We start from the raw sequence: 21,117 nt of genomic DNA on the forward strand, positions 1-21,117 counted from the left end.
GCGCTTCAGGCCCGCCCCGCGGCGGCGAGCGCCCGCAGTGCGCGGGAGCGCCCCCGCCGTGGCACCGTCCACAGCACCTGGCCCCGGACACCCCGGTCGGCGAGGAGGGTGTTCGCCGCCAGGAAGCCGGTGGTCGCGGCCCGTTCCATGAGGGCGACGGGCAGGTCGCAGCGGACCGCGTCCCCCGCGAGGGCCAGCCAGGAGTGCGGGGTGCGCACGGTGGGGCGCAGGTGGTGGGTGCCGGCCTCGAAGAGCGGGCAGTCCGAGCGCCACTCGTGCCGCGAGTCGACCACGCCCGCGTCCCGGGTCTCCGGGTACACCCGGTGCAGCCGGTCGACGAGCCGTTCCTGCACCTCCTTGTGCTCGGCGCCGGGATCGACGGCGTACGCGTGCAGTTCCACGACGGAGCCGCCGGTCCGCGCGGCCCACCGGGCGGCCTCGCCCTCGTAGCGTTCCAGGACGCTGATGTTGTCGAGGCCGTCGTAGCCGCTGGTGCCGAGGAAGCCGGGCCGGTCCGTGCGGACGGGCCGGTCGAGCCAGAGCCGGGAGACGAGGAAGGGCGGTGCCGTGCGCAGGGCGGCGATCCGGGCGCGCCAGCGCGCGGTGCCGAGGCGGGGGGACGCGGCGACGGTGTGCCGCAGGCCGTCGGTGTCGAGGGCGAGCAGCACGGCGTCGTGCGGGTGGGCGCCGGTCCCGGTGTGTACGTGGGCTCCGCCGCTGTCCCGAGGGGCGATCCGGTGCACGGGCGTCCCGGTGCGCAGGTCCGCGCCGAGGCCCTCCACGTACCCGGCGAGCGGTTCCCAGAGCGCCTGGGGGAAGGGCTCGGCCGGTACGTCGAAGAGCAGGCCCTCGGACGAGCCGAGGAAATAGATGTGGAACATCAGCAGCAGTTCGGCGGCGGACAGCCGGCGCGGGTCGGCGAAGAAGCTGCGGGAGAACACCTCGAACGCGAGATGGTGGGCGGCCCGCGGGAAGCGGACGCTCTCCAGGAAGGCGGTCGCGCCGACGCCGTCGAAGCGCTCGTACACCTCGGGGACCCGGACGTCGAGGAGGGGGAGCGCGGCCCGGGGGTCCATGGCGGCCAGGTCCCGCCATCCGAAGGTGGGGCTGAGCGCGACGAAGCCGAGCGCGCTCAGCGGCGGCGTCCTCGGCACCCGGGCGAAACTGTCGGTCAGGCCGCCGCCGTGCCGCAGGGGGTAGTCGGGCAGCGGGACGAGCCGTGTGAGGGCGGGGTCGGTACGCCGGAGCAGACCGCGCAGGTTGTAGTACTGGCGGAAGAACGCGTGGAAGCCGCGGCTCATCGTCACCCGTGAGCCGTCGGCCAGCACGGTGCGGTGGCCGGAGAGCCGGCCGCCGAGCGCGTCGTCCTTCTCGTACAGCGTCACCCGGGCCCCGCGCTCGGCCAGCAGGGTCGCCGCGGCCAGGCCGGCGATGCCGCCCCCGACGACGGCGACGGACGGCGCGTCGCCCCGTCGGAAGCGTGCCGCTCCGGGCGCGGGCAGGAGGACTTCGGCCTTGCGGTCGCGGCCTCGTCGGGCGGCGGGGGGTCGGGCGCTCACGGGGTGTGCTCCGGTGTCGTGGCCGGACGGCCGTTGCGGGCGAGGAAGGTGTGCACGATGCCGGTCTGCCATCCGGCGACGGGGGCGATCCGCACCGAGGTCAGACCGGCCAGGGCGAGCCGGCCGGCGAAGGCGGGCGCGGTGTCGAAGGAGGTGACGCTGCGCCAGAGGTGGCGGTAGAGGGCGCGGTCGCCGGTGAGCGTGCCCGCGGGGATGATCACCCCGTGGCAGACGGCGGTCCACAGCGCCCGGTGCGCCCGGGAGCCGCTGAGGCTGTACTCGTGGGCGGCGAAGCGTCCGCCCGGCGCCAGCAGGGCCCGGACGGACCCGAGGACCGCGTCCGGATCGGTGACGTTGCGGAACAGGTAGGCGGCGAACACCGCGTCGAAGGGCCCCTCGCCGGCCGTGGTCAGCTCCTCCGCGGTGAGGTGGAGGAAGCGCACGCCGGCCGGCCACGGCTTGGCCAGGGCCCGGCGCAGCATGCCCGCCGACGCGTCCACGGCGGTGATCCTGGCCAGGGGCGCGGCGGTGAGCAGGGCGCGGGTGGAGGCGCCGGTGCCGCAGCCGAGGTCGAGGAGGTGCAGTCCGGCGCCGCCGCCGGGGAGGCGCAGGCGGCGGGCCGAGCGCAGGAGGTCGGTGCGGTAGCCGGGGTTGAGGGAGGTCAGGCCGTCGTAGGTGCGGGAGGCGTGGTCGAAGGCGCGGGCCAGGTCGTGGTCCCGCAGAAGGGTCATCGGTGGGTCTCTCCGTCTCTGGCGGCGGACCGGGTCCGGCGCGGGATGAAGGGCAGTTCGGCGGCGGTGGCGAGCATCGGCCGGACGGGGGTGCGCAGTCCGATGCCCCACTCCTCGCGGAGCGAGGCCGTGCCGTCGAGGAACCTCAGCAGCCGTTCGGCGGGGACCCGGCGGAACAGGCCGGTGAAGAAGTCCGGACCGTCGATCCGGCCGGTGTCCAGCGCGCGGAGCACGATGGCGTCCATGGCGAGCGCCCGCCGGCCGTGCGGCGCGGGAACGGCCACCCGCCCCTCGCGCAGGGCGGCGGCGATGGCCCGGCTCTGCCGTTGTACGGCGGCGAAGGTGTAGCCGGTGGCCGGGCGGGTGGCGCCGCCCGCGGTGCCGATGCGGAACACCGACCGCCCGGCCCGGTGCGGGAAGCGGGCGTCGGTCATGGGGATGACGCCCTGCTCCGTACGCTCCACGGTGAAGGCGCCGAGTCCGAGGACGTCGCGGCAGTAGTGGCCGAGCGCCGACTCGTAGGCCTGGGTCGTCAGCGGGCGGCGGGAGAACTCGGTGTACTCCACGAGCGCCCGGTCCGGGGCCAGGGGCAGCACGTAGCCGAACGCGAGTCCGTGGGCCGGCTGGGGGACGCGGAAGTCCATCAGATCGGCGACCCCGGGATCGAACCGGCCGGCGGCGGTGCGGACGAACCAGCCCCGGAAGTGCTGGAGCAGCTGGGTGCGCGCGGGCGGCAGGGCGGGCAGGGGGCGGGAGTCGAACACCCGGCGGGCGCGCACGTCGGCCGTGGACCCGTCGGGCAGCGTGCAGCGGACCTCGGCGCCGCCTGGCACCTCGCGGACCGCGTGCGCCGTGGCCCGCAGGACGTGTGCGCCGTCCGCTCGGGCCAGGCGGCGGTGGACCAGGCGTTCGAAGTCGGCCGAGCGCACCATGCGGTAGGTGAAGGGGGCCGGTTCGACGGTGACCGGGCGCCCGTCGGCGCCGTGCACGCGCAGCACGGACCAGGAGGCGCTGACGGCGTCGGCGAGGCCGTCAGCCTCCGCGTGCCAGTAGCACCAGGTCCGTTCCGCCGGGCGCGGCGGGCCGTCCGGCGGCTCGATCACGGTCACGGCCGCGGCACGGGTCTCCGTCAGGCGGTGCGCGAGGCTGAGCCCGGCCGCGCCGCCCCCGACGACGGCCACGTCGCAGCGGTTCATGTCCGGCGCGCCAGGTCCGCGGCCACCTCCCGGGCGGCCCGGGTGCCCGAGGCGAGGGCGCCCTGGACGGAGCCGGTGGCCCGGTGGTCCCCGCACACGTACCGGCCGGGGCGCACGCGGGTGGTGCGGCTCAGCGGCCAGGGCGGGCGCATGGCCGGAAGGGCGCCTTCGACGGTGCGGGCGGCGATCCGCGTCCAGCCGCCGGTGCCGGTGGCGTACAGGTCGGCCAGGCGTCGCAGCACCGCCCCCTCCCGGCCCGGCAGGTCGGCGCCCAGCACGGAGGTCGAGATCAGCGCGGCGCCGGGCGGCGCGTACGTGGGGGCGACCTCGCTGAGCACGCAGGTGTTCAGGACCGGTCCGGTGCTGTCCACGAGCAGGGTCGGCTCGGCGAGCGGGGTGCGGTCGGTGGCGTGGTGGTACGTCGTGACGGTGCGGGTGTCCGGCACGGTCAGGCCCGGCAGCAGGCGGGCGGCGGCCTCGGGGTCCGTCGCCACCACGACGACGCTCGCGGGTACTTCGCTCCCGTCCGCCAGGGCGGCCCCCGTGTCGGTGATCTCCGCGACGGGGGCGCCGAGCCGCAGGACGCCGTCGGGGAGGTTCTGGGCGAGCTGGTGGGGTACGGCGCCGATGCCCTGGGCGGGCAGGCACAGCGTCCCGCGCACCATGCTCCGCCAGACGAGGTGGAAGAAGCGGGCGGAGGTCTCCAGACCGTCCTCCAGGAACACCCCCGCCAGGAACGGCCGCAGTACGTCGGTGATCACCTCGTCCGACAGCCCGGCCCGGAACAGCGCCGCCGAGGTGGTTTCGTCGCGGCGGCGCCTGACCGAGGAGGCGGGGAGCATCGCGTCGCGTGCCGTGAGCGCCGCGAGGATGCCCAGATCGCGGGCGGTGAGGACCCGGCCCGGCAGCAGGGCCCCGACCGCGCCCTGTTCGCGCGTCGGGTCGGCGAGGCGGACGGGGCCCGTCCGGGTGTGGGCGATGATGCCCGCGGTGAACGGCCGCAGGCGCAGGCTTCGCAGGTCCAGGCGCCGCTTCACCTGCGGATACGCGGTGTTGAACACCTGGAAACCGCGGTCGAGCAGGAATCCGTCCCGGCGGTCCGTGCGCATCCGGCCGCCCACCGAGTCGGACGCCTCCAGGAGGGCCACCTTGAGGCCGGAGCGGCACAGATCCAGGGCGCAGGCCAGTCCGGCCAGGCCCGCTCCGACGACGACGGCGTCCGTGGGCCGGCGGTGCTCGTCGGTCATGCTGCTCCTCGCCCCGGCGCGGTCGTTCGGTCCAGCGGACCATGTTCCGCGGGCCGATGCGAGGAGCCACGCATGGGCGGACCGGGTGACGTGCGGGGAGCCCCCGGGCCGGAGGGGGCTCCCCTTGCGTGGGCGTCAGCCGCCCGAGCAGACCGCGCCGTTCAGGCGGAAGACGGCCGGGTCGGGGTTGGGGCCGTCGTTGGCGCCGACGAACCCGAAGGAGGCGGTCGAACCGCCGTCCGGCGCCAGCGCGCCGGCGCCGTCGGGCGCGGTCACCCGCACATGGGAACCGGTCTGGTGGAACGTGGCGTTCCAGCCGGAGTCCACGGACTGGCCCGTGGTCGGCCAGTCCCAGTCCACCGTCCAGCCCGTGATCGGCGTGCCCGCCAGGTTCCGCACGGTCACGGTGGTCACGAAGCCGTTGCCCCAGCTGGTGTCACGGTGGTACGTCACCGAGCAGACGGCGTCCGCCGGGGTGCCGGTGGTGAAGGTCAGGGGCGAGGACGCGCCGGAGAGCCGCCCCGCCGAGTCCGCCGCCAGCACGTTGACCGTGTGGCTGCTGCCCGGCGGCAGGTTCCGCAGGGTGACGGAGGTGCCGGTGGTCTCGCCGACCAGGCGGGTGTGGGCGCCGTCGCGCTCCTGGACCAGATAGCGGGTCGCGCCCGTCGCACCGTCCCAGGTCAGGCGCGCGGTGGTGTCGGTGACCGCGTCCAGGCGCGGGGTGCCCGGGGTGCTCGCGGCCGAAGCGGCCGGGCCGGTCCCGGTCTTCGGTTCGAGGGTCACGGTGAGCAGTGCGTACGGGGGCACGGTGACCCGGGACGCGGACGCGCCGCCGTCGGTGACCTGGGTGATGTCGCTGTCGCCGCGTGCGTAGCGGCTGACCTTCGGCGCGGTGGCGGACGGGGTGAAGCCCGCGTAGTCGAGGGAGACGGTCCGCGCGGCGTCCGGGTCCTTGTTGACGAGCATGACGCTCAGCCGCCCGTCGTCGCGGAGCACGGCGTGCGCCGAGACGTCCTGCGCGGAGGACTGGGCGGCGACCATCGTGTCGCCCGCGGTGCCCAGTTCGGCGGTCATCTTCATCCCGTAGTACGGGTGGAACGGGGTGTTCGGCGCCGGTTCGCAGACGTCACCGGTGCAGGCGCCGCTGGACAGCATGCCCATGTCGCCGTAGTCGGTCTCACCGTCGACGGTGGTGATCTCCCCCGCGCCGTTGTGGGTGTTCCACCAGTCGACGTTGAACACGCCGTTCTCCAGCGCCGTCATGAACGCGTCGGCGGCGAACAGCCCGTTGGGGCGGGCGGTGAGCCGTGCGCCGCCGGTGTTGGTGTTGATCTCGGTGAGCGCGATCTCGATGTCCGGTGAGTGCGTGCCCGCGACCCGGTCGATCTGGTTGCGGACCTCACGGAGTTCCCCGGGCAGTTTGGCCAGCCTGGACATGGCGGCGTCGGCGGTGGTGTCCGATCCGCCCGCGTACCAGTGGACGCTGACGAAGTCGATGACGTCGGCCACCGCCGGGAGAACGGTGTGGTTCCAGTCGCCGGAATCGCCGTCTCCGACGACTCCGTCAGGCCACTCCCCCGGGCTGGTGAGGACCGCGCCGATCTTGACCGTGGGGTCGACGGCCTTCATCGCCGCCGCGTAGGCGCGCACCTCACGCGCGTACTGCTGCGGGCTCTTGTCCTCGTGCTCGTCGTTCTCCCAGCCGCTGCCGTAGTGGCCGTTGCCGTAGATCTCGTTGCCGATCTCCCAGTACTTCGCGCCGTACTTCTTGGTGACGTTCGCGTACCTGACCCAGCCGGCCGCCTCCTCCGGGGTGCCGGAACCGTAGTTGGCGATGAGGATCGGCTGCGCCCCGGCGGCGCGGACGGTGCCCATGAAGGCGTCGAAGCCGGTGCCGGGGGCGACGTAGCCGCCGGGTGCCGTGTGCGTCTCCCAGTGGTAGATGTCCGCGTACGAACCTCCCGGGTAGCGCATCGCCCCGACATCGGCCGCCGCCATCAGGTCCGCCACTTCGGGATCGTTCATGTGCGAGTCCCAGATGGCGGTGTTGACCCCGCGGGCGGCGCTGGTCAGCGTGCCCAGCGCCGCCTGGGCGTTCACCTGCACGTCGACGTCCGCGTCGGCGGCGGCCCGCGGCGCGGCGGGGGCCGCACCGGTCAGCGAGGCCACCACGGCCAGCGAGGCGGCCAGGACGGCGGTGGCGCGCGCGAGGGGGCGCAAGCCGCGCGGGGGTCTGTGGGATGGCGCCATGGGGGGATCCTCCCTGGGATCTCGGCGGCACGGGCGGGTGGGGCGGTGCGTGCCGCCGGACGCGCGAAGTCCGTTGCGGCTAGGGGGTGTTGCTCGTGGGAGCGCTCCCATAATGGGAGGGGGGCGACCCGGTGTCAACGGCGCGGCACGCACCCGCGCGATCACTTCTCCACCTCTTCTGCGGCGCATCCGCCCTGATCGGCCGAATGGAGTCTTCCGGAGCGGCGGCGGCCTTCCCTACTGTCGATGACCGGCTCATCCGGAACTGCTGGGAGATCATGTGAAGCCTCAGACCTTGTTCTGTTATACGTGCGATTCCGACGAGATGCACCGGCCCCTGACCGACGACGAGAAGACCTGGCTGAAGGGCGAGACGGGGCGGACGAAGGTGGACGAGTTCTTCATGTGCGAGGCGCCGACGTGCCGCAACGTCCGCAGCGGGTTCCACAAGCGACCGTTCCACCCGGTCATCCGCGTTCCGGCGCCCTGACGCCCGGGATGGTCCGCGCGGCACTCCGGGTCGCTCCGGCTCGGCGTGCCCTCCGCGCTCGAAGCCCGGCCGCCCGTCGCGCTCGGCACGTGTTACGGCAGCCAGGCCGCCTCGGACCGGCCGAAGAGCTCGGAGTCCGGGGTGAGCAGCACGGTGCGGAGAGGGGCGGTCAGCCAGGCTGGGTCGATGGCCACCCCCATGATGTGTTCCGCGAGCGCCAAGGACTCGGCGCCCAGGGTCTCTCCGTGGAAGTCGACTCCTTCCGCCCAGACGGGGGCCTCCGGTTCCGGGTCCGTCCAGGCCGCGTCCTCGAGCTCGGAGGGGTCGAACATGCCGTCCACACTGCCGTCCAGGGCGTGCATCACCTGGTAGCCGGCGTTGACGCTCGTGTAGAGGCTGAAGAACTCGCCGCCGTCGGCCGAGGCCCGACGGGCGATCTCCGGGATGCCGCCGTAGTAGCCCGATTCGATGGCCACGACGTTCCGGCCGGCCGTCACCACGCCGAGCAGCGTGTGGTCCTGGTACAGGTGGGCCGCCTGCTCGGCCGCGGCCTCGTCGAAGGTCATCGGCCGCGAGGCCCCGGGGTCGCCGCCGAAGGCCCGTATGACCTCGTCCTCCGTCTTTCCGGCGATGACGGAGAACGTGAACGCGATCGGCTCGTCGGCGTCGGCCCAGGCGTACCTGGTGACGAGTTCGTCCCATCTCGCCGGGTCGGGCGGTGCCGCTGGGCGGGATACGTCGCGCGTCATGACACCGCACCGTACAGGGGGGCTTACGCACGCATCACGGCCGGCGGCAGCGAAGGGAGGGCGGGCGCCGCCTCCACCGCACGGCCGTCGTCGGCGGCGGGCGACTCCTCGATGACCGCGGGTGGCAGGGCCGGACGGCCGGCAGCGACGGGCCTCGCCCGTACGCCGCCCGGTGCCGGCACCGGATCGCGGCGCTGGGCGACCCGCGTGCGCGCGGCCGGTTCAGCGACACCCCCGGCCTCACGCTGCTCGCCGCGCACCCCGTGCTGGTCACCGCCGGGCCGCACTGGCCGCCGCCCTGGCCCTGTCCCGGGGCGCCGGCCCCTGGCCGCCCCTTGCCGTCGCATGGAAAGGGCTGGTCATCGCGGGCGGAAGCGGCGGGCCGTCCGACGGCGCGTCCCGGCCGGCTCGTCAGGAATCGAGAAGCAGGGGCCGCCCGGTCGTACCTAGCCTGCTCGACATGGACATCTCACCCACACGAGACACTTCCGGGAAGCGTGCGCACGCCGAGTCGCGGCACCCGGCCGACGTGGTGCGGCTGCGCCGCGTCCGCGACCTGATCGACCGGACCTACGCCGCACCGCTGGACGTGGCGGCGCTCGCGCGCGGGGCGGACATGGCCCCCGGCCGTCTCAGCCGGCAGTTCCGGGACGTCTACGGGCAGTCCCCGTACGCCTATCTGACGGCACGTCGCGTGGACCGCGCGACGCTGCTGCTGCGGGGCGACCTCGGCGTCGACGCCGTGTGCGCGGCGGTCGGCTGCGCGACGCCGGGGATATTCGCCGCCCGTTTCACCGAGCTGGTCGGCCTGACGCCGGAGCGGTTCCGCCGGGCGGCACAGGACGCGGCGAGCACCGCGGACCCGGCCGCCGGCGCGGCGGTGGCGCCCGGCGTCGAGGGGCTGCCGGCCTGCCTGGCGCAACGGGTCGCGAGAGCGGTCAGGAATCAAGAAGCCCCGGCTCCGGCCCGGCCCCTAACGTGAAGTCCATGGACACCACGACAGACACCGAGCCGGCCGTCGCCCTCTCCCGCGTCACCCTCGAGGTGGCCGACGTCGAGGAGGCCCGCCGCTTCTACGCCGCCCTCGGTGTGGACACGCGCATCCGGCTGCGGGCCCGCGCGGCCCAGGGCACCGGATTCTGTGGCTTCACCCTGGCGCTGACCGTGTCCGGGCCTGCCGCCGTCGACGGCTTCGTCGCCGCCGCGGTCGGCGCCGGTGCCACCGTGCTTAAGCCGGCCGCCAAGTCGCTGTGGGGGTACGGGGGCGTGGTGCAGGCCCCGGACGGCACGATCTGGAAGATCGCGACCTCCTCCAAGAAGGACACCGGGCCCGCCACCCGTGAGATCGACGAGTTCGTCCTGCTGATCGGCGTGCGGGACGTGAAGGCCGCCAAACAGTTCTACGTGGACCGGGGCCTGGCCGTGGGCAAGAGCTTCGGCGGGAAGTACGCCGAATTCCTGCCCGGCGGGCCCGGCGCCGTCAAGCCGGCCCTGTACGAGCGCCGCGCCCTCGCCAAGGACCTCGGCGTCCCGGACGAAGCGGCCGGCTCCCACCGAATCGTCCTCGGCGGCACCGCCGGGGCCTTCACCGACCCGGACGGCTTCGTCCGGGAGCCCGCCGCCTCCGCCGCCCACGCCTGAGCCCGCACGCCCGCCGCGCTCTGCCCCGTACGAAAGGAACCCCTGCCATGCCGATGTCGAAGTCCACCGAGAACTACAGCGGATTCACCGCCGAGGAGCGGGCCGCGATGAAGGAGCACGCGCGAGAGGAGAAGAAGGCGGCTTCGCGGCGCGGCGCGTCCCGGGCCGAGAAGGAGGCGGCGGCGGAGCGGGACGTCCTCGAGAAGATCGCCGAGATGCAGGACACCGACCGCACCCTCGCCGAGCGCATCCACAAGATCATCAGAGCGGCCGCTCCGGAACTCGCCCCGAAGCTCTGGTACGGCATGCCCGCCTACGCCAGGGACGGCAAGGTCGTCTGCCACTTCCAGAGCGCGGAGAAGTTCAAGTCGAGGTACGCGACACTGGGCTTCAGCGATCAGGCGGCGCTGGACGACGGCGTCATGTGGCCGGCCGCGTACGCCCTGACCGAGCTGACCGCCGCCGCCGAGGAGCAGATCACCGCGCTCGTCCGGAAGGCGGTGGGCTGAGTCTTCCGCACTCCCCCGCGGCCCGCCCCTGCCGCCGGACCGTTCCCGGTCCGGCGGCAGGGGTTGACGGCGATGTGAGACTTGCGCCATGGACATGGGGCGTGAGTCGCGGTGGGAGAAGGACGCGATGACGGTGGAGATCGTCTTCGCCCTGGTGACGGCCACCGCGCTGGGGGCGGTCGTCTTCGCCGCGTGCTTCGCGCTCACCCTGGCGCTCGACGTCACCGGCCCGGCGCGTGAGAACACGCTGACCGCGGGCGCGCTGCTCGCAGCCGCGGCCGGGGTGTGGCGCACGGTGCGCGTGCTGCGCCGGTTCGACGCGCGGCGCCGTCAGGGCCACTGAGCCGGCCGCTCTACGCTCCGGCCTGCAGCCGCAGGCCCGCCAGGGTCAGGTCCAGCGCGGAGCGGAACTGGTCCACGTCGTCGTGGCCGTCGAACTCGTCGACGATCTCGTGGACGAAGGGGTAGTCCTCCGGATCGAGCCCCCGCCAGGCCGTGGCGAACCGGCCGAGGTATTCCTCGCGGTCCACGGCCCCGTCAAGGACCTCCTCCGGCGGTTCCTGCCCCATGTCGACGGCGGAGCCGACCACGACACCGACGACCGCGGAGACGGCGTGGAACCGCTGACGCGCGTCGAGCTCGAGGCGAAGGGTCTGCCGGCCCAGCTTCTCGTACACGCGCAGGGAGTTGCTCTGCACATCGGTGTTGCGCATGAAGTACGCGCCGAGCCAGGGCCTCTCCACGACCGCGTCGAACAGCGTCACGGCCATCGCGCGCAGGTCGTCGACGGGGTCGTCGCTCTCCGGAAGCTTCTCGATCTCGGCGAGGACGGTGCCCATCACGTGGTCGGTGGCGCGGTCGAGCAGTTCGTCCTTGCTCGCGACATACCAGTAGATGCTGGCGACGCCGCCGCCGAGGCGCTGCGCGAGCGCGCGGAACGTCAGCGCGGGCGCGCCGGCCTCGTCCAGCAGGGCCACCGCCTCGGTCAGCACGGACTCCATCGAGTGCGAAGCCCGGCGACGTCCTCCGTCGGACCGGCGCCGCTGCTGTGCCATGCCTGCTTCCTCCCGCTCTTTGCACCTCATCGAACGTTGTTCTATCGTAGCGCATCGTACGGCGTTCGATAGCCGAACGATGTTCGATCGAAGGGACCGCGCCATGACTACCGCCCCACCCGGAAACGGGACCCGCTCCTATCCCTCGCTGCGCGCGGCGTGGATGCCGCTGGCCGCCCTGTGCCTGGCCTTCTTCGTCGAGATGGTCGACAACACCCTGCTGTCCATCGCCCTGCCCACGATCGGCCGCGACCTGGGCAGCGGCACGACCGCGTTGCAGTGGGTCACCGGCGCGTACTCGCTGACGTTCGGCGGCCTTCTGCTGACCGCCGGATCGATGGCGGACCGGCTCGGCCGCCGCCGGGTGCTGCTCATCGGGCTCACCGTGTTCGGGGCGCTGAGTCTGTGCGTCGCCCTCGTCTCCACCGCGGGCGAGCTGATCGCCCTGCGGGCCGCGCTCGGCGTGGCGGCCGCCGCGATGGCCCCGATCACGAACTCCCTGGTCTTCCGCCTGTTCGACGACAAGGCCCTGCGGATGCGCGCGATGACCGTCATGATCACCGTGGGCATGTCCGGCTTCGTTCTCGGCCCGCTGCTCGGCGGTACCGCGCTGGCGCACGTGCGGTGGGAATGGCTGCTGCTCGTCAACGCCCCGATCGCGCTGATCGCCTGCGTCGGCGTCCGGCTCGGCGTACCGGCGGACCGCCCGGAGGATCTGACCGAGGACGCGCTCGACGTGCCGGGGGCGCTGCTGAGCGTCGTCGCCATCGGGCTCGCCTGCTACTCGCTGACCAGCGGGGTCGAGCACGGCTGGCTGTCCGGGATCACCCTCGCGTCGATCGTGGGCGCGGTCGCCGCCGCGTACGCCTTCGTCCGGCACGAGCGGCGCAGCGCGTCGCCCATGCTGGACCTCCGGGTCTTCTCGAACGGCACGGTGCGGGGGGCCGCCCTCGCGCAGATCGGAACGTCCATCGCGATGGCCAGTGTGATGTTCGGGCTGATCCTGCACTTCCAGTACGCGTACGGGTGGAGCCCGGTCCGGGCCGGCCTGGCCAACCTGCCCATCATCGTGACGATGCTCATGGCCACCCCGCTGTCCGAATGGCTGGCCCGCCGCTTCGGGCACCGCGTCGCCTGTCTGGTGGGCGCGGCCTGTCTGGCGGGGGCGCTGGCCGGTCTCGCCTGGGGCGTCGAGCACGGGTACGCCGTGATCGCGGTGTGCATGGTGCTCATGACCGTGGGGCTGCGCACGGTCATGACGATCTGCGCGGTGGCCCTCGTGGACGCGATGCCCGGCAACCGCACCTCGATCGCCGCCGCCCTGAACGACACCGCCCAGGAGGTCGGCTCCAGCGTCGGCACGGCGGTGGTCGGCACCCTGATCGCCGCGCTGGTCACCACGTCGCTGCCCGCCGGGGTGTGGAGCGGCGACCTCGTCGCGTCGTTCTTCCACGGCGAACGGATCACCTACGCGCTGCTCGCCGTCGTCGTCGGGCTGATCGCGGCCGGTGGCGCGCTGAGCCTCACCGACTCCCGCAGCGTCGAGGAACACCCCGTCGAGGAGCCCGCCTGACGCGCGCACCGGCAGCCGGGCCCGTCGGTCCCGGGCTCAGTTGCCGGGCGGCAGCAGATTCCTGGTCAGGTCGAAGGCGGACGTCGCGGTGGCGAGGAGGGCGTTGACCCGGCCGAGCACCCGGTTGGCGCGGTCGGTGTCCTGTGCGCCGGCCGCGTCCGACAGGTCCTCCGCGTATTCGCGAGCCCTGACCGCCTCCTCGGGCGTGGCGCCCTCCGAGTCCGCCCGGAGGGCGGTCGCCAGCTGGTGGTACGAGATGCCGGACAGGTCGGCGCTGCTGTCCCGCCCGCTGCTCTGGGCCACGCCGTGCGGGCTGTTGACGTTGACTGCCGCGAAGCCGCCCTCCGAGGCCGTTATGTGCATCGACTCGTCACTGCTCCCTGTCCACATGAAGTGCTTCCGGTATTCGCGCCACCCCTTGCGGGTGAGGGCGTAGGAGCCGAACCTCCAGCCTTCGACGCGCAGGAGTCTGTGCTTGACGGGTTCCGCGAGGACGAGCAGGGCGTCGGCGCGGTTCCAGTTCCGCTCGGCGAAGTAGGGCCCCAGGTGGACCCGCGCGCCCAGGCTGGGGGACCTGCGGCAGATCTCCTGGAACGCCTGCTTCTGGTAGATGTCCAGCCTGTCCATGCTGATGGACAGGGCGGGCAGCTTCCGCCTGTGGACGACGGTCCGGAGCCTCAGGAACAGCCAGTACACGGCCGCGACGCACAGCAGCAGGAGAAGGGGTTCCACTCGGGCTCCTGATTCTCTCGCGCCAGCAAGTCCCATGATTTTACGCGGAGTTGGCGCGCCCTGGAATGCCCGAGCCGGCCACCGGAGAGAGCGCTGCCCGTGGGTGTGCCACTGAAGTCTCACGGCCGGGTCGGCTCCACGGCATGACGCCGCCGGCACGGCCTTGCCCCTACCGTCCGGTCATCGCGCCGAACCCGAGAAGGGGCTCCCCATGGCGCTCGCACCCGACGTCCTCCCCGCACGCCGCCGACCGCTGCCGCTGCGGGCGGGCCCGCTCCTGGTCCATGCGCTGCCGGCGCTGCCCGCCACCGTCCTCGCTCTGCTGCCGGCCCTGACCGGCAACGCGTCGGCCGCCGGCCGGCTGCAACGGCGCCTCACGTCCTTCGGCGGGCCGACCGGGTCCCCGTCGGCCGCGCCTCTTCCGCCCGAGCCGGACCGCTTCCGGACCGTCGTCGGTCGTGCCCTCCGCGGCCTCCCGGCAAACGCCCTCGCCTCGGCCCCGGCCGCCCCCTCCGTGCTCCTTCTCCTCACCCGCGGCCTGCTCCATCCGCTGGCAACGGCAGGTGAGGACACGTCCCACGCCTGGGGCGGCCCCACTCCGGCGGGCGCCTGAATAGCCCACTTCGCGATCGCCCTGGCCGTGGTCGCGGTGGTAGCGGCACTCCTCGCCGCCACCCGACGCCCGCACCGGTGGTGACCACCGGGAACAGTCCCGGCCCCGCACCGGCCCCCCGGCATCAACCGGCCGCGCCCTCGACCACCCCGGTCAACGCGTCGGCGGACTCCGGCGTCAGACGGTAGAAGCCCTGAAGGCTGACCGAGTTCTCGAGGCGGCCGTCCACCACGTACTTCAGGACACGTGTCCGGCCTCGGCGGTTCTGCCAGGTCAGTCGGGGAAGCAGGTCACCGGGGACCGGCACGTCGAAGCGTACGGGGGTCGCCGCCACGTGCACCGCCTCCGCGCCGCAGCCACCCGCACCGAGCATCGCCCAGTCGTCGTGGCCCGGAAAGGCGGGGTCCTGCCACGTGACGGGAGGCGTGCCGCAGCAGGTGCCTCGTTCCCTGTCGACCACGCGCAGCCGGCTCACCACGTAGACCTGGCGTTGGTTGACGTGCAGCGCGTAGACCGTGTCCCCGGTGTTGGCGCCCGCCCAGCGGGGCAGGGAGGAGTGCGCGCCGCTGAAGGCGACGGGCGGTCGCTCGCCCGCCCGGCCCGCCTTGCGCAGCGCCCGGCAGACGTCGTGGGTCCACAGGACCGTGAAGGCTTCGGACATGGCGTGATCCTACGAACAGGGACTGACATCGCAGGCCGTGGCCGTGCCAGGGTATGCGGCATGAACTGGCAGGCCGAGAGCCCGGAATTGTGGACGTTTCTGGGCTCATTGCACCGCGGCGAGATCCTTACCGGCACCGTCGCCTCGATCGAGAGGTTCGGCGTCTTCGTCGCACTGGACGAGGGCCCCGCGCACCCCGTCTTCCCCGGCGTCGGGTTCCTCACGGCGCCCGAGTTGTCGTGGCGGCCGCTCCGCGATCCGGAGGACATCGTGCGGGTCGGGCAACGGGTCACATGCGAGTTCCTCGGCTTCGACACCCACAACGCGGAGGCCAGGCTGTCCTTGCGGGCCCTGCAAGCCGATCCGTTCGCGGCGCTCGCCTACCGCACCGAAGTCGGCCACATCCTGCGCGGAACGGTGACCGCGGTGCGGTCCATCGGCGTGTTCGTCGATGTCGGGGACGGGGTCGTCGGACTGGTGCCGTTCAGGGAGAATTACGGTCTCGCGGAGGTGCCCGGTCTCCCCTCGTCCGCCCGGTCGGACGACTTCGAGGCCGGTGCGGACATCACCATCGCCGTTCTGGACATCGACCTGCCGCGGAGACGGCTGCTGTTCGCCCAGGCGGACGGCGTCGGGTCGGCCCCGCGATGAGTTGGCGGAACGGCGGCGGTCGTCACCGGGACACACCGATCGTGTGCGGACAGTCCGACGCGTACCCCGGCGTCCGCCTCAATCCGGTCGAGAGCCGTACCTTCGACGCGCTGCTCCAGGCTGGAGTACGTCGCACCCATCCCCGACGGGCCGCCGGCGTGACCGGCGGCGGCGCCGGGCCGGCGGGTGGGACGCCGGTGGTCCGGGTCAGGCGTCCTGGGGGCGCGCCGGGGCGGTGGCGTCCGCGTCGACGGTGAACGTCTCACCGCCGGCCGGCACGCCGACTCCGTGCCATGTGAACGGAATGCCGCGCGCCGTCTCCGGGTCGGGCCCGTCCATCAGCTGGAAGTGCACATGGGGCTCGGTCGAGTTGCCCGAATTGCCGCAGCGGCCGAGCAGGCGGCCCGACTCGACCCTGTCCCCCGGCCGGACGCACAGGGAGCCGCGCTGGACGTGGGCGTACATGGCGTACTTTCCGTCGCCCAGGTCGAGGACTATGTGGTTGCCCACGACGCGGCGGCTGCCGCCGATGGTCCGGCCCACCCCCTCGACCACCCAGAAGTACAGGACCCCCGCGAGCGAGCTGCGGCTCAGGTGGTCGCGCTGGCCGTCCTCCGCGTGCACGACGGTCGCGTCGGCGACCGCGTACAGGGGCGCGCCGAAGGCGGGATAGTCCCGGTTGCGCCGGGCGACGGGCCAGAACCAGACGGGTGTGGGGCGGGCGGGCCCGCCGGCGGGCTCGGCCACGACATCGATGGCGTAGGTCTGCGCCAGGCCGTGCGTTCCGTGGCTCGGGACCTTGTCGGCCGGGCTGTTGACCGCGGACCAGCGGCCGGTGACCGGGGGCGCCACCGCGACGGGCGCCGGGGGGCGGCTCTTGATCCGGTGGCGGGCGGAGCGGGCCGTCACCAGGCCGATCCCCAGCGCACCGAGCGCCGGAAGCCAGCTCAGCCAGTAGTTGTACGGCAGCTCCACGAACGACCCGACGACGATCTGGGCGAAGAAGATCACCCACAGCGCGTACTGGGACTTCGCGGCGATCTTCCGGCGGTCCACGGACATGCTCTCCCCCTTGTACGTAAGCGGTGCACGCTTGCACGCCAGCGGTGCACGCAAGCGGTCAGGTCACGGGGCGTGCGGCGGTGAGCACCACGAGGAGCGGCACGACCCGCCCCGGTGGTATCTCGTAGCGGCCGCGCTCCGGTGAGTGCAGCCAGCCGGCGCCCGTCAGCTGACGCAGATGGTGGTAGACCTGGCCGGTCGTCCCGACTCCGTCGAGCGCGGCCAGTTCGGCGGCGGTGCGCAGGCCGCCCAGGACCTCGCGCAGCAGTGTGAGCCGCACGGGATGGCCGAGCGCGGCGAACGACGTGGCGGCCTCCGACCAGTCGTCGTCCAGCACCGTCTCGGTCAGCAGCCCGTACTGCCACTCGTAGCGGTGCCCGGTCGGCACGCGCACCGCGCCGGTGAACAGCACGGCCCCATCCGTCTCCTCCGTCACCGGGTGCCGCGCCTTCAGCGCGTCGAGCGCCCAGAAGTCGCCCTCCGCGACGGAGGGCGCGGCGGGGGCCGCCTCCACCAGCTCGGCCAGGCGTCGTTCGAGCGCGGTGACACGCGCCTCCAGATCCATACGACGAGGTTACGTAATTACGGAGTTGCGTGCAAGGGTGTTCCCGGGGTGCCGCGCGGGACATTCGGATCACGCGTCCCGGCCCGCCGCCTCCCCGCTCACCGACTCCGCGGCGCCCAGCTCGTCGGCGCGGAAATCGATCGCCCGCCCCCGAAAACACGCTCCGCGAGTTGCCACGCGCGTACCGTTACCCACACCATGGGATTATCGTCCGGGTCGGCTCGTACGGCCTCACCGCCAGGGACGGGATGGGTACGGCTTATGGCCAGGTACTTCGAGAACGGTGCCGGGGAACTCGTGTCCGACGCGCTGTCCGGCTTCGCCCGCGCGCACGCGGATCTGGTGCGGTACGACGCGGCGGACGGTTTCGTCACCGCCCGGCACACCGCGCCGACGCGGCGGGTGGGGCTGCTGTCGGGGGGCGGGTCCGGGCACGAGCCGCTGCACGCGGGGTTCGTCGGTGCGGGGATGCTCGATGCCGCGTGCCCGGGCAGGGTGTTCGCCTCGCCGCACAACCGGCAGATCTTCCGGGCATCACGCGCGGTGGCGGGGCCCGGGGGCGTCCTGCACATCGTGAAGAACTACACGGGCGACCGGATCAACTTCGGCATCGCGGCCGAGCGCCTCGCCGACGCGGGGATCGCCTGTGCGCGGGTCCTCGTGGACGACGACCTGGCGACCGACTCGGAGGACATCGCCGCGGGACGGCGTGGCACCGGCGCCACCGTGCTGCTGGAGAAGGTCCTGGGCGCCGCCGCCGACACCGGGATGGGGCTCGACGAGCTGGTGGAGCTGGGCACGGGCCTCGCGGCCCGGTGCCGCACGCTCGCCGTCGCCTCGGCCGCGCACCACGCGCCGGCCACCGGCGAGCCCGCGTTCGAACTGCCGCCCGGCGAGCTGGAGTACGGCGTCGGAATCCACGGGGAGCGCGCCGCCCGGACCCGGGAACAGGCGCCCCTGGGCGCGTTGGTGGAGGAGATGACGGGGGCCCTGCTGGACGCGCTGCGGCCGGGGGCCGAGGAGTCCGCCGTCGCCCTGGTCAACGGGCTGGGCTCGGTCACCTCGCTGGAACTCTATGCGGTCTTCGGGGAGCTGGGGCGGGTGCTCGACGCCCGCGGGGTGCGGCTCGCGCGCCATCTGGTGGGCGACTATGTGACGGCGCTGGACATGCGGGGGTTCTCCCTCACGCTGATGGTCGCCGACCGGGCCGCCCTGGACTTCTACGACGCACCCGTGCACACCCCGGCACTGCGGTGGTGACCGGTCAGCCCCCTGCGGGACGAACGTACGAGGAGGGCCCATGACGAGCGACGCCCTGGACGGCACGCGCACCCGCGAGTGGGCGGAGTGCTTCGCGCAGTCCGTCCACGCGACGGAGGCCGAGCTGACGGAGCTCGACCAGCAGGCGGGCGACGGCGACTTCGGCGCCAACCTGACCGCCGGGGTCCGGGCCGCCGGTCCGCTCCTCGACCGGGTGGCGCGGCCGGCCGGACCCGGTGAGTACCTCGGCGCTCTGGCCACCGCCTTCCTGGACGAGGTCGGCGGGACGAGCGGCCCGCTGTTCGGCCTGCTGTTCCAGGCGTTGGGCCGGGCCGCCGGGTCCGGACCGGAGCTGACGACGGGCGCGCTCGCCGAGGGCGCCGCCGAGGGCCTGGCCGCCATCCGCCGCGTCGGGGACGCGGCGCCCGGCGACAAGACGCTGGTCGACGCGCTGTCCCCGGCCGCCGCCGCACTGCGGGCGGCCGGGGACGCGCCCCCCGCCGACGCCCTGGCCGCCGCTGCGGACGAGGCGTGGCGGGGGGTACGGGAGACCGCCTCCCAGGCGGCCCGCATGGGGCGGGCCAGCTATCTGGGCGAGCGGGCCACCGGCGTCCCGGACCCGGGGGCCGTGGGCATGGCGCTGTTCTTCGCGTCGGCGGCCGGCACGGTGCGGACGCTGGCGCCGCACCTCGCCGGAGACTGATCCGCCCCGCCGGTCAGGGGCCGAGGCGGCTGCGGGCCCAGCTGAGGAGTTCCGGGTCGGCCAGGCTCGTCACCCACAGGTCGGCCTGCTCGCCGTCCGGGTCCGGCGGACGCGTCCCGAGGCCGACCACGCGGAGGCCCGCCCGGCGCGCCGACTCCATGCCGGTCAGCGAGTCCTCCACGGCCATGGCCTCCTCGGGAGGTACGCCGCAGAGGCGGGCGGCCGCCCGGTAGACGTCCGGCTCGGGCTTCGGCCGTACCTCCTCACCGGCGACCACGACGTGCTGGAAGCAGCCGAGGCGCCCGGCGCGCCGACGGCACGACTCCACCGTGGACCGGGGGCAGTTGCTGGCCACCGCGAGGGGGCGGTGGCGGGCGGCCAGCCGGACCAGTGAGGCGGCGCCGGGCATGGTGACCGGGTCCTCCTCGACCAGCGCGGTGAAGGTGCTCAGCAGGGTGTCGGCGAAGTCCTCGGCCAGATCGGGCTTCCCGGTCTCCTGAGCCATCAGGGCGCCGCATTCGATGTAGTGCACGCCTTTCGCCCGGTCGGCGAACCCGGCGGGCGGGGTGAGGCCGAAGAAGCGGAAGGTGATGTTGCGGGCTTCCTGCCAGTGCCTTTCCGTATCCATCAGGGTGCCGTCGCAGTCGAAGACGATGGCGGACGGGGACCAGGAAAGAATGCGATGAGCTGTCATGTAACCGCCGTTCTGAGAGGCTGCGCCGACCGGTGAGGAACGAGGGCGCAGACATGTGCCGGAAGGCACACCTGTGGAAGGGGGGAATCGGACGCGGGCGTCGCTCCGTGATCGCGGCGGCCAGGTCGATTCCGCCGGCGCCGCAACGGACTTGAGACCCCGAGGGTCAGCCCGTCCGAAACATCATGGTGATTACGTTATTTCGGCGGCCCCGAATTCCGCAATCACCGATTCGAGTGCACTGGAATGTGTGAAGAAGCACCGGCCGCGCGTACCGGGCGATGAATAATAGGATCGTCGCGCGATGCGACTGCACCCCTTACGAAGGGGCGCGGCGGCCTTTCACGTCGCACCGCTAGCACGTTTGAGCGAAGGTGGAACAGGTGCAGGACAGGGCGCGCGAAACCCGCAAAGTGCTGCTGGAATCGGCGGCACATCTATTCGTAGAACGGGGATATACGGGCACGAGTGTCAATGACATAAGTGACCACTCGGGAAAGACCAGCGGGGCGATCTACTTCCATTACTCCAGCAAGGAGAAGCTCGCGCTGGCCGTCGTCCGGGCGGAGTTCGCCACCTGGCCGCAGCTCGCCGCCGCGTACGCCGCGCCCGGCGTCCCGCCACTGGAGAAGCTGGTCGCGCTCAGCTTCCGCGTCGCCCAGTCCCTCCGCGAGGACGTCGTCGCGCGGGCCGGTGCGCGGCTGTGGGCGGAGCGCCGCGCCATCGGGGCGCCGGTGCCGACACCGTTCGGCGCCTGGGCGGCGGCCTGCGCCCGGCTCCTCGCCCAGGCCCGGACCCGGGGCGAACTCGCCGACGGGGTCGAGCCGTCGGCAGCCGCCGTGGCGCTGGTGTGCGGGTTCTACGGGCACTGCACCCTGACCGACGAGATGCCGGGCAAGCGGGGCTGGACGCAACGGCTGGAGCAGTGGTGGCGGATGGCCCTCGTCTCGCTCCAGGCGGACCCCGATCCGGCGGCCCTGCTCGCCCGGGCCCGCGCCCGCATCCCCACCCAGGCGGACGCCTCGCGGGCCGGGCGGGCGGGTGTTCCGACCGCGTCGCGGTGACGGGCATCACAGGCGCCGACCTCTTGACGCCCCCCTTTCAAACCGGTTTGGTTGTCCTCGTTCGAGCAGTCAAACCGGTTTGAAGGCACGCGCCTTCGGCCGTCGGCAAGAA

At 73.4% G+C, this 21,117-nt stretch carries 24 protein-coding genes; 11 read left to right on the top strand and 13 right to left on the bottom strand.

From position 1 onward, the window contains the following. Positions 1-5: 5 nt before the first annotated feature. The 5 genes from FKN01_RS04685 to FKN01_RS04705 form a co-directional block, all read right to left on the bottom strand. Complete coding sequence (locus FKN01_RS04685) at positions 6-1,559, bottom strand: FAD-dependent oxidoreductase (protein ID WP_143616655.1); 1,554 nt, start codon at positions 1,557-1,559, stop codon at positions 6-8. Further along, positions 1,556-2,290, bottom strand: coding sequence for a class I SAM-dependent methyltransferase (locus tag FKN01_RS04690; protein ID WP_143616657.1), 735 nt, complete (start codon positions 2,288-2,290; stop codon positions 1,556-1,558). The genes FKN01_RS04685 and FKN01_RS04690 overlap by 4 nt, the downstream gene beginning before the upstream one ends. Further along, entirely contained in the window at positions 2,287-3,486 is a 1,200-nt protein-coding gene (locus FKN01_RS04695) for a lycopene cyclase family protein (RefSeq protein ID WP_143616659.1), read from the bottom strand. Before FKN01_RS04695 ends, FKN01_RS04690 begins: the two co-directional genes overlap by 4 nt. Further along, positions 3,483-4,733: an NAD(P)/FAD-dependent oxidoreductase gene (locus FKN01_RS04700; protein ID WP_143616661.1), complete on the bottom strand. Its 1,251-nt coding sequence runs from the start codon at positions 4,731-4,733 to the stop codon at positions 3,483-3,485. Before FKN01_RS04700 ends, FKN01_RS04695 begins: the two co-directional genes overlap by 4 nt. A gap of 135 nt (positions 4,734-4,868) precedes the next feature. Beyond that, complete coding sequence (locus FKN01_RS04705; RefSeq protein ID WP_143616663.1) at positions 4,869-6,983, bottom strand: cellulose binding domain-containing protein; 2,115 nt, start codon at positions 6,981-6,983, stop codon at positions 4,869-4,871. 295 nt (positions 6,984-7,278) lie between these two features. Here FKN01_RS04705 and FKN01_RS04710 point away from each other — a divergent pair, with 295 nt between their 5' ends. Further along, on the top strand, positions 7,279-7,473 hold the full coding sequence (locus FKN01_RS04710) for a hypothetical protein (RefSeq protein ID WP_398931083.1): 195 nt from the start codon (positions 7,279-7,281) through the stop codon (positions 7,471-7,473). A gap of 92 nt (positions 7,474-7,565) precedes the next feature. On the opposite strand, the gene FKN01_RS04715 is transcribed toward FKN01_RS04710, so the two are convergent. After that, entirely contained in the window at positions 7,566-8,222 is a 657-nt protein-coding gene (locus FKN01_RS04715) for a DUF6461 domain-containing protein (protein ID WP_143616667.1), read from the bottom strand. Between the two features lie 23 nt (positions 8,223-8,245). Continuing rightward, a complete protein-coding gene (locus FKN01_RS04720; protein WP_143616669.1) occupies positions 8,246-8,509 on the bottom strand; it encodes a hypothetical protein in 264 nt (87 codons plus the stop codon). 173 nt (positions 8,510-8,682) lie between these two features. On the opposite strand from FKN01_RS04720, the gene FKN01_RS04725 reads away from it, so the two are divergent. The 4 genes from FKN01_RS04725 (at position 8,683) to FKN01_RS04740 (ending at position 10,715) form a co-directional block, all read left to right on the top strand. Continuing rightward, on the top strand, positions 8,683-9,204 hold the full coding sequence (locus tag FKN01_RS04725) for a helix-turn-helix transcriptional regulator (RefSeq protein ID WP_143616671.1): 522 nt from the start codon (positions 8,683-8,685) through the stop codon (positions 9,202-9,204). A 5-nt stretch (positions 9,205-9,209) separates the two neighbouring features. Then, positions 9,210-9,863, top strand: a complete 654-nt coding sequence (locus FKN01_RS04730; RefSeq protein WP_185992743.1) for a glyoxalase — start codon at positions 9,210-9,212, stop codon at positions 9,861-9,863. Between the two features lie 47 nt (positions 9,864-9,910). Beyond that, complete coding sequence (locus FKN01_RS04735) at positions 9,911-10,372, top strand: iron chaperone (protein ID WP_143616675.1); 462 nt, start codon at positions 9,911-9,913, stop codon at positions 10,370-10,372. Positions 10,373-10,460: 88 nt separating this feature from the next. After that, positions 10,461-10,715, top strand: a complete 255-nt coding sequence (locus tag FKN01_RS04740) for a DUF6332 family protein (protein ID WP_143616677.1) — start codon at positions 10,461-10,463, stop codon at positions 10,713-10,715. Positions 10,716-10,725: 10 nt separating this feature from the next. Here the strand turns inward: FKN01_RS04740 and FKN01_RS04745 are convergent, their stop codons facing one another. Next, positions 10,726-11,373, bottom strand: coding sequence for a TetR/AcrR family transcriptional regulator (locus tag FKN01_RS04745; protein ID WP_143616822.1), 648 nt, complete (start codon positions 11,371-11,373; stop codon positions 10,726-10,728). A 157-nt stretch (positions 11,374-11,530) separates the two neighbouring features. Between FKN01_RS04745 and FKN01_RS04750 the strand changes: the two genes are divergently transcribed. Next, positions 11,531-13,000, top strand: coding sequence for an MFS transporter (locus FKN01_RS04750; RefSeq protein ID WP_143616679.1), 1,470 nt, complete (start codon positions 11,531-11,533; stop codon positions 12,998-13,000). Positions 13,001-13,036: 36 nt separating this feature from the next. Here the strand turns inward: FKN01_RS04750 and FKN01_RS04755 are convergent, their stop codons facing one another. Continuing rightward, complete coding sequence (locus FKN01_RS04755; RefSeq protein WP_260696766.1) at positions 13,037-13,732, bottom strand: hypothetical protein; 696 nt, start codon at positions 13,730-13,732, stop codon at positions 13,037-13,039. A gap of 211 nt (positions 13,733-13,943) precedes the next feature. Between FKN01_RS04755 and FKN01_RS04760 the strand changes: the two genes are divergently transcribed. Beyond that, positions 13,944-14,345 (top strand): hypothetical protein, encoded by a 402-nt coding sequence (locus tag FKN01_RS04760; protein WP_260696767.1) that lies wholly within the window; start codon positions 13,944-13,946, stop codon positions 14,343-14,345. A 124-nt stretch (positions 14,346-14,469) separates the two neighbouring features. Here the strand turns inward: FKN01_RS04760 and FKN01_RS04765 are convergent, their stop codons facing one another. After that, entirely contained in the window at positions 14,470-15,006 is a 537-nt protein-coding gene (locus tag FKN01_RS04765; protein ID WP_143616683.1) for a hypothetical protein, read from the bottom strand. 60 nt (positions 15,007-15,066) lie between these two features. Here FKN01_RS04765 and FKN01_RS04770 point away from each other — a divergent pair, with 60 nt between their 5' ends. Continuing rightward, the gene (locus FKN01_RS04770; protein WP_143616685.1) at positions 15,067-15,657 is read left to right on the top strand and encodes a S1 RNA-binding domain-containing protein; all 591 of its coding nucleotides are present in this window, start codon (positions 15,067-15,069) and stop codon (positions 15,655-15,657) included. Positions 15,658-15,864: 207 nt separating this feature from the next. On the opposite strand, the gene FKN01_RS04775 is transcribed toward FKN01_RS04770, so the two are convergent. Both FKN01_RS04775 and FKN01_RS04780 read right to left on the bottom strand, forming a co-directional pair. Further along, positions 15,865-16,719: a M23 family metallopeptidase gene (locus FKN01_RS04775; protein ID WP_143616687.1), complete on the bottom strand. Its 855-nt coding sequence runs from the start codon at positions 16,717-16,719 to the stop codon at positions 15,865-15,867. A 58-nt stretch (positions 16,720-16,777) separates the two neighbouring features. Then, a complete protein-coding gene (locus FKN01_RS04780) occupies positions 16,778-17,284 on the bottom strand; it encodes a helix-turn-helix transcriptional regulator (RefSeq protein WP_143616689.1) in 507 nt (168 codons plus the stop codon). 261 nt (positions 17,285-17,545) lie between these two features. On the opposite strand from FKN01_RS04780, the gene FKN01_RS04785 reads away from it, so the two are divergent. Both FKN01_RS04785 and dhaL read left to right on the top strand, forming a co-directional pair. After that, complete coding sequence (locus tag FKN01_RS04785; RefSeq protein ID WP_143616691.1) at positions 17,546-18,544, top strand: dihydroxyacetone kinase subunit DhaK; 999 nt, start codon at positions 17,546-17,548, stop codon at positions 18,542-18,544. 40 nt (positions 18,545-18,584) lie between these two features. Beyond that, positions 18,585-19,247 carry a dihydroxyacetone kinase subunit DhaL gene (gene dhaL / locus FKN01_RS04790; protein WP_143616693.1) on the top strand — a complete coding sequence of 221 codons (663 nt, stop codon included), beginning with the start codon at positions 18,585-18,587 and terminating at the stop codon, positions 19,245-19,247. Positions 19,248-19,260: 13 nt separating this feature from the next. Here the strand turns inward: dhaL and FKN01_RS04795 are convergent, their stop codons facing one another. After that, positions 19,261-19,941 (bottom strand): HAD family phosphatase, encoded by a 681-nt coding sequence (locus tag FKN01_RS04795; protein WP_143616695.1) that lies wholly within the window; start codon positions 19,939-19,941, stop codon positions 19,261-19,263. A 383-nt stretch (positions 19,942-20,324) separates the two neighbouring features. Here FKN01_RS04795 and FKN01_RS04800 point away from each other — a divergent pair, with 383 nt between their 5' ends. Beyond that, positions 20,325-21,005: a ScbR family autoregulator-binding transcription factor gene (locus FKN01_RS04800; protein WP_260696768.1), complete on the top strand. Its 681-nt coding sequence runs from the start codon at positions 20,325-20,327 to the stop codon at positions 21,003-21,005. The last annotated feature ends 112 nt before the right edge of the window (positions 21,006-21,117 follow it).

This window comes from Streptomyces sp. 130 (genome assembly GCF_007096885.1).
Classification (GTDB): Bacteria; Actinomycetota; Actinomycetes; order Streptomycetales; family Streptomycetaceae; genus Streptomyces.

Coding starts and splice junctions, on each gene's coding strand:
- FKN01_RS04690 (WP_143616657.1), bottom strand. CDS start 2,290: ATGACCCTTCTGCGGGACCACGACCTGGCCCGCGCCTTCGACCACGCC.
- FKN01_RS04695 (WP_143616659.1), bottom strand. CDS start 3,486: ATGAACCGCTGCGACGTGGCCGTCGTCGGGGGCGGCGCGGCCGGGCTC.
- FKN01_RS04700 (WP_143616661.1), bottom strand. CDS start 4,733: ATGACCGACGAGCACCGCCGGCCCACGGACGCCGTCGTCGTCGGAGCG.
- FKN01_RS04705 (WP_143616663.1), bottom strand. CDS start 6,983: ATGGCGCCATCCCACAGACCCCCGCGCGGCTTGCGCCCCCTCGCGCGC.
- FKN01_RS04715 (WP_143616667.1), bottom strand. CDS start 8,222: ATGACGCGCGACGTATCCCGCCCAGCGGCACCGCCCGACCCGGCGAGA.
- FKN01_RS04725 (WP_143616671.1), top strand. CDS start 8,683: ATGGACATCTCACCCACACGAGACACTTCCGGGAAGCGTGCGCACGCC.
- FKN01_RS04730 (WP_185992743.1), top strand. CDS start 9,210: ATGGACACCACGACAGACACCGAGCCGGCCGTCGCCCTCTCCCGCGTC.
- FKN01_RS04735 (WP_143616675.1), top strand. CDS start 9,911: ATGCCGATGTCGAAGTCCACCGAGAACTACAGCGGATTCACCGCCGAG.
- FKN01_RS04740 (WP_143616677.1), top strand. CDS start 10,461: ATGGACATGGGGCGTGAGTCGCGGTGGGAGAAGGACGCGATGACGGTG.
- FKN01_RS04745 (WP_143616822.1), bottom strand. CDS start 11,373: ATGGAGTCCGTGCTGACCGAGGCGGTGGCCCTGCTGGACGAGGCCGGC.
- FKN01_RS04750 (WP_143616679.1), top strand. CDS start 11,531: ATGACTACCGCCCCACCCGGAAACGGGACCCGCTCCTATCCCTCGCTG.
- FKN01_RS04760 (WP_260696767.1), top strand. CDS start 13,944: ATGGCGCTCGCACCCGACGTCCTCCCCGCACGCCGCCGACCGCTGCCG.
- FKN01_RS04765 (WP_143616683.1), bottom strand. CDS start 15,006: ATGTCCGAAGCCTTCACGGTCCTGTGGACCCACGACGTCTGCCGGGCG.
- FKN01_RS04770 (WP_143616685.1), top strand. CDS start 15,067: ATGAACTGGCAGGCCGAGAGCCCGGAATTGTGGACGTTTCTGGGCTCA.
- FKN01_RS04775 (WP_143616687.1), bottom strand. CDS start 16,719: ATGTCCGTGGACCGCCGGAAGATCGCCGCGAAGTCCCAGTACGCGCTG.
- FKN01_RS04780 (WP_143616689.1), bottom strand. CDS start 17,284: ATGGATCTGGAGGCGCGTGTCACCGCGCTCGAACGACGCCTGGCCGAG.
- FKN01_RS04785 (WP_143616691.1), top strand. CDS start 17,546: ATGGCCAGGTACTTCGAGAACGGTGCCGGGGAACTCGTGTCCGACGCG.
- dhaL (WP_143616693.1), top strand. CDS start 18,585: ATGACGAGCGACGCCCTGGACGGCACGCGCACCCGCGAGTGGGCGGAG.
- FKN01_RS04795 (WP_143616695.1), bottom strand. CDS start 19,941: ATGACAGCTCATCGCATTCTTTCCTGGTCCCCGTCCGCCATCGTCTTC.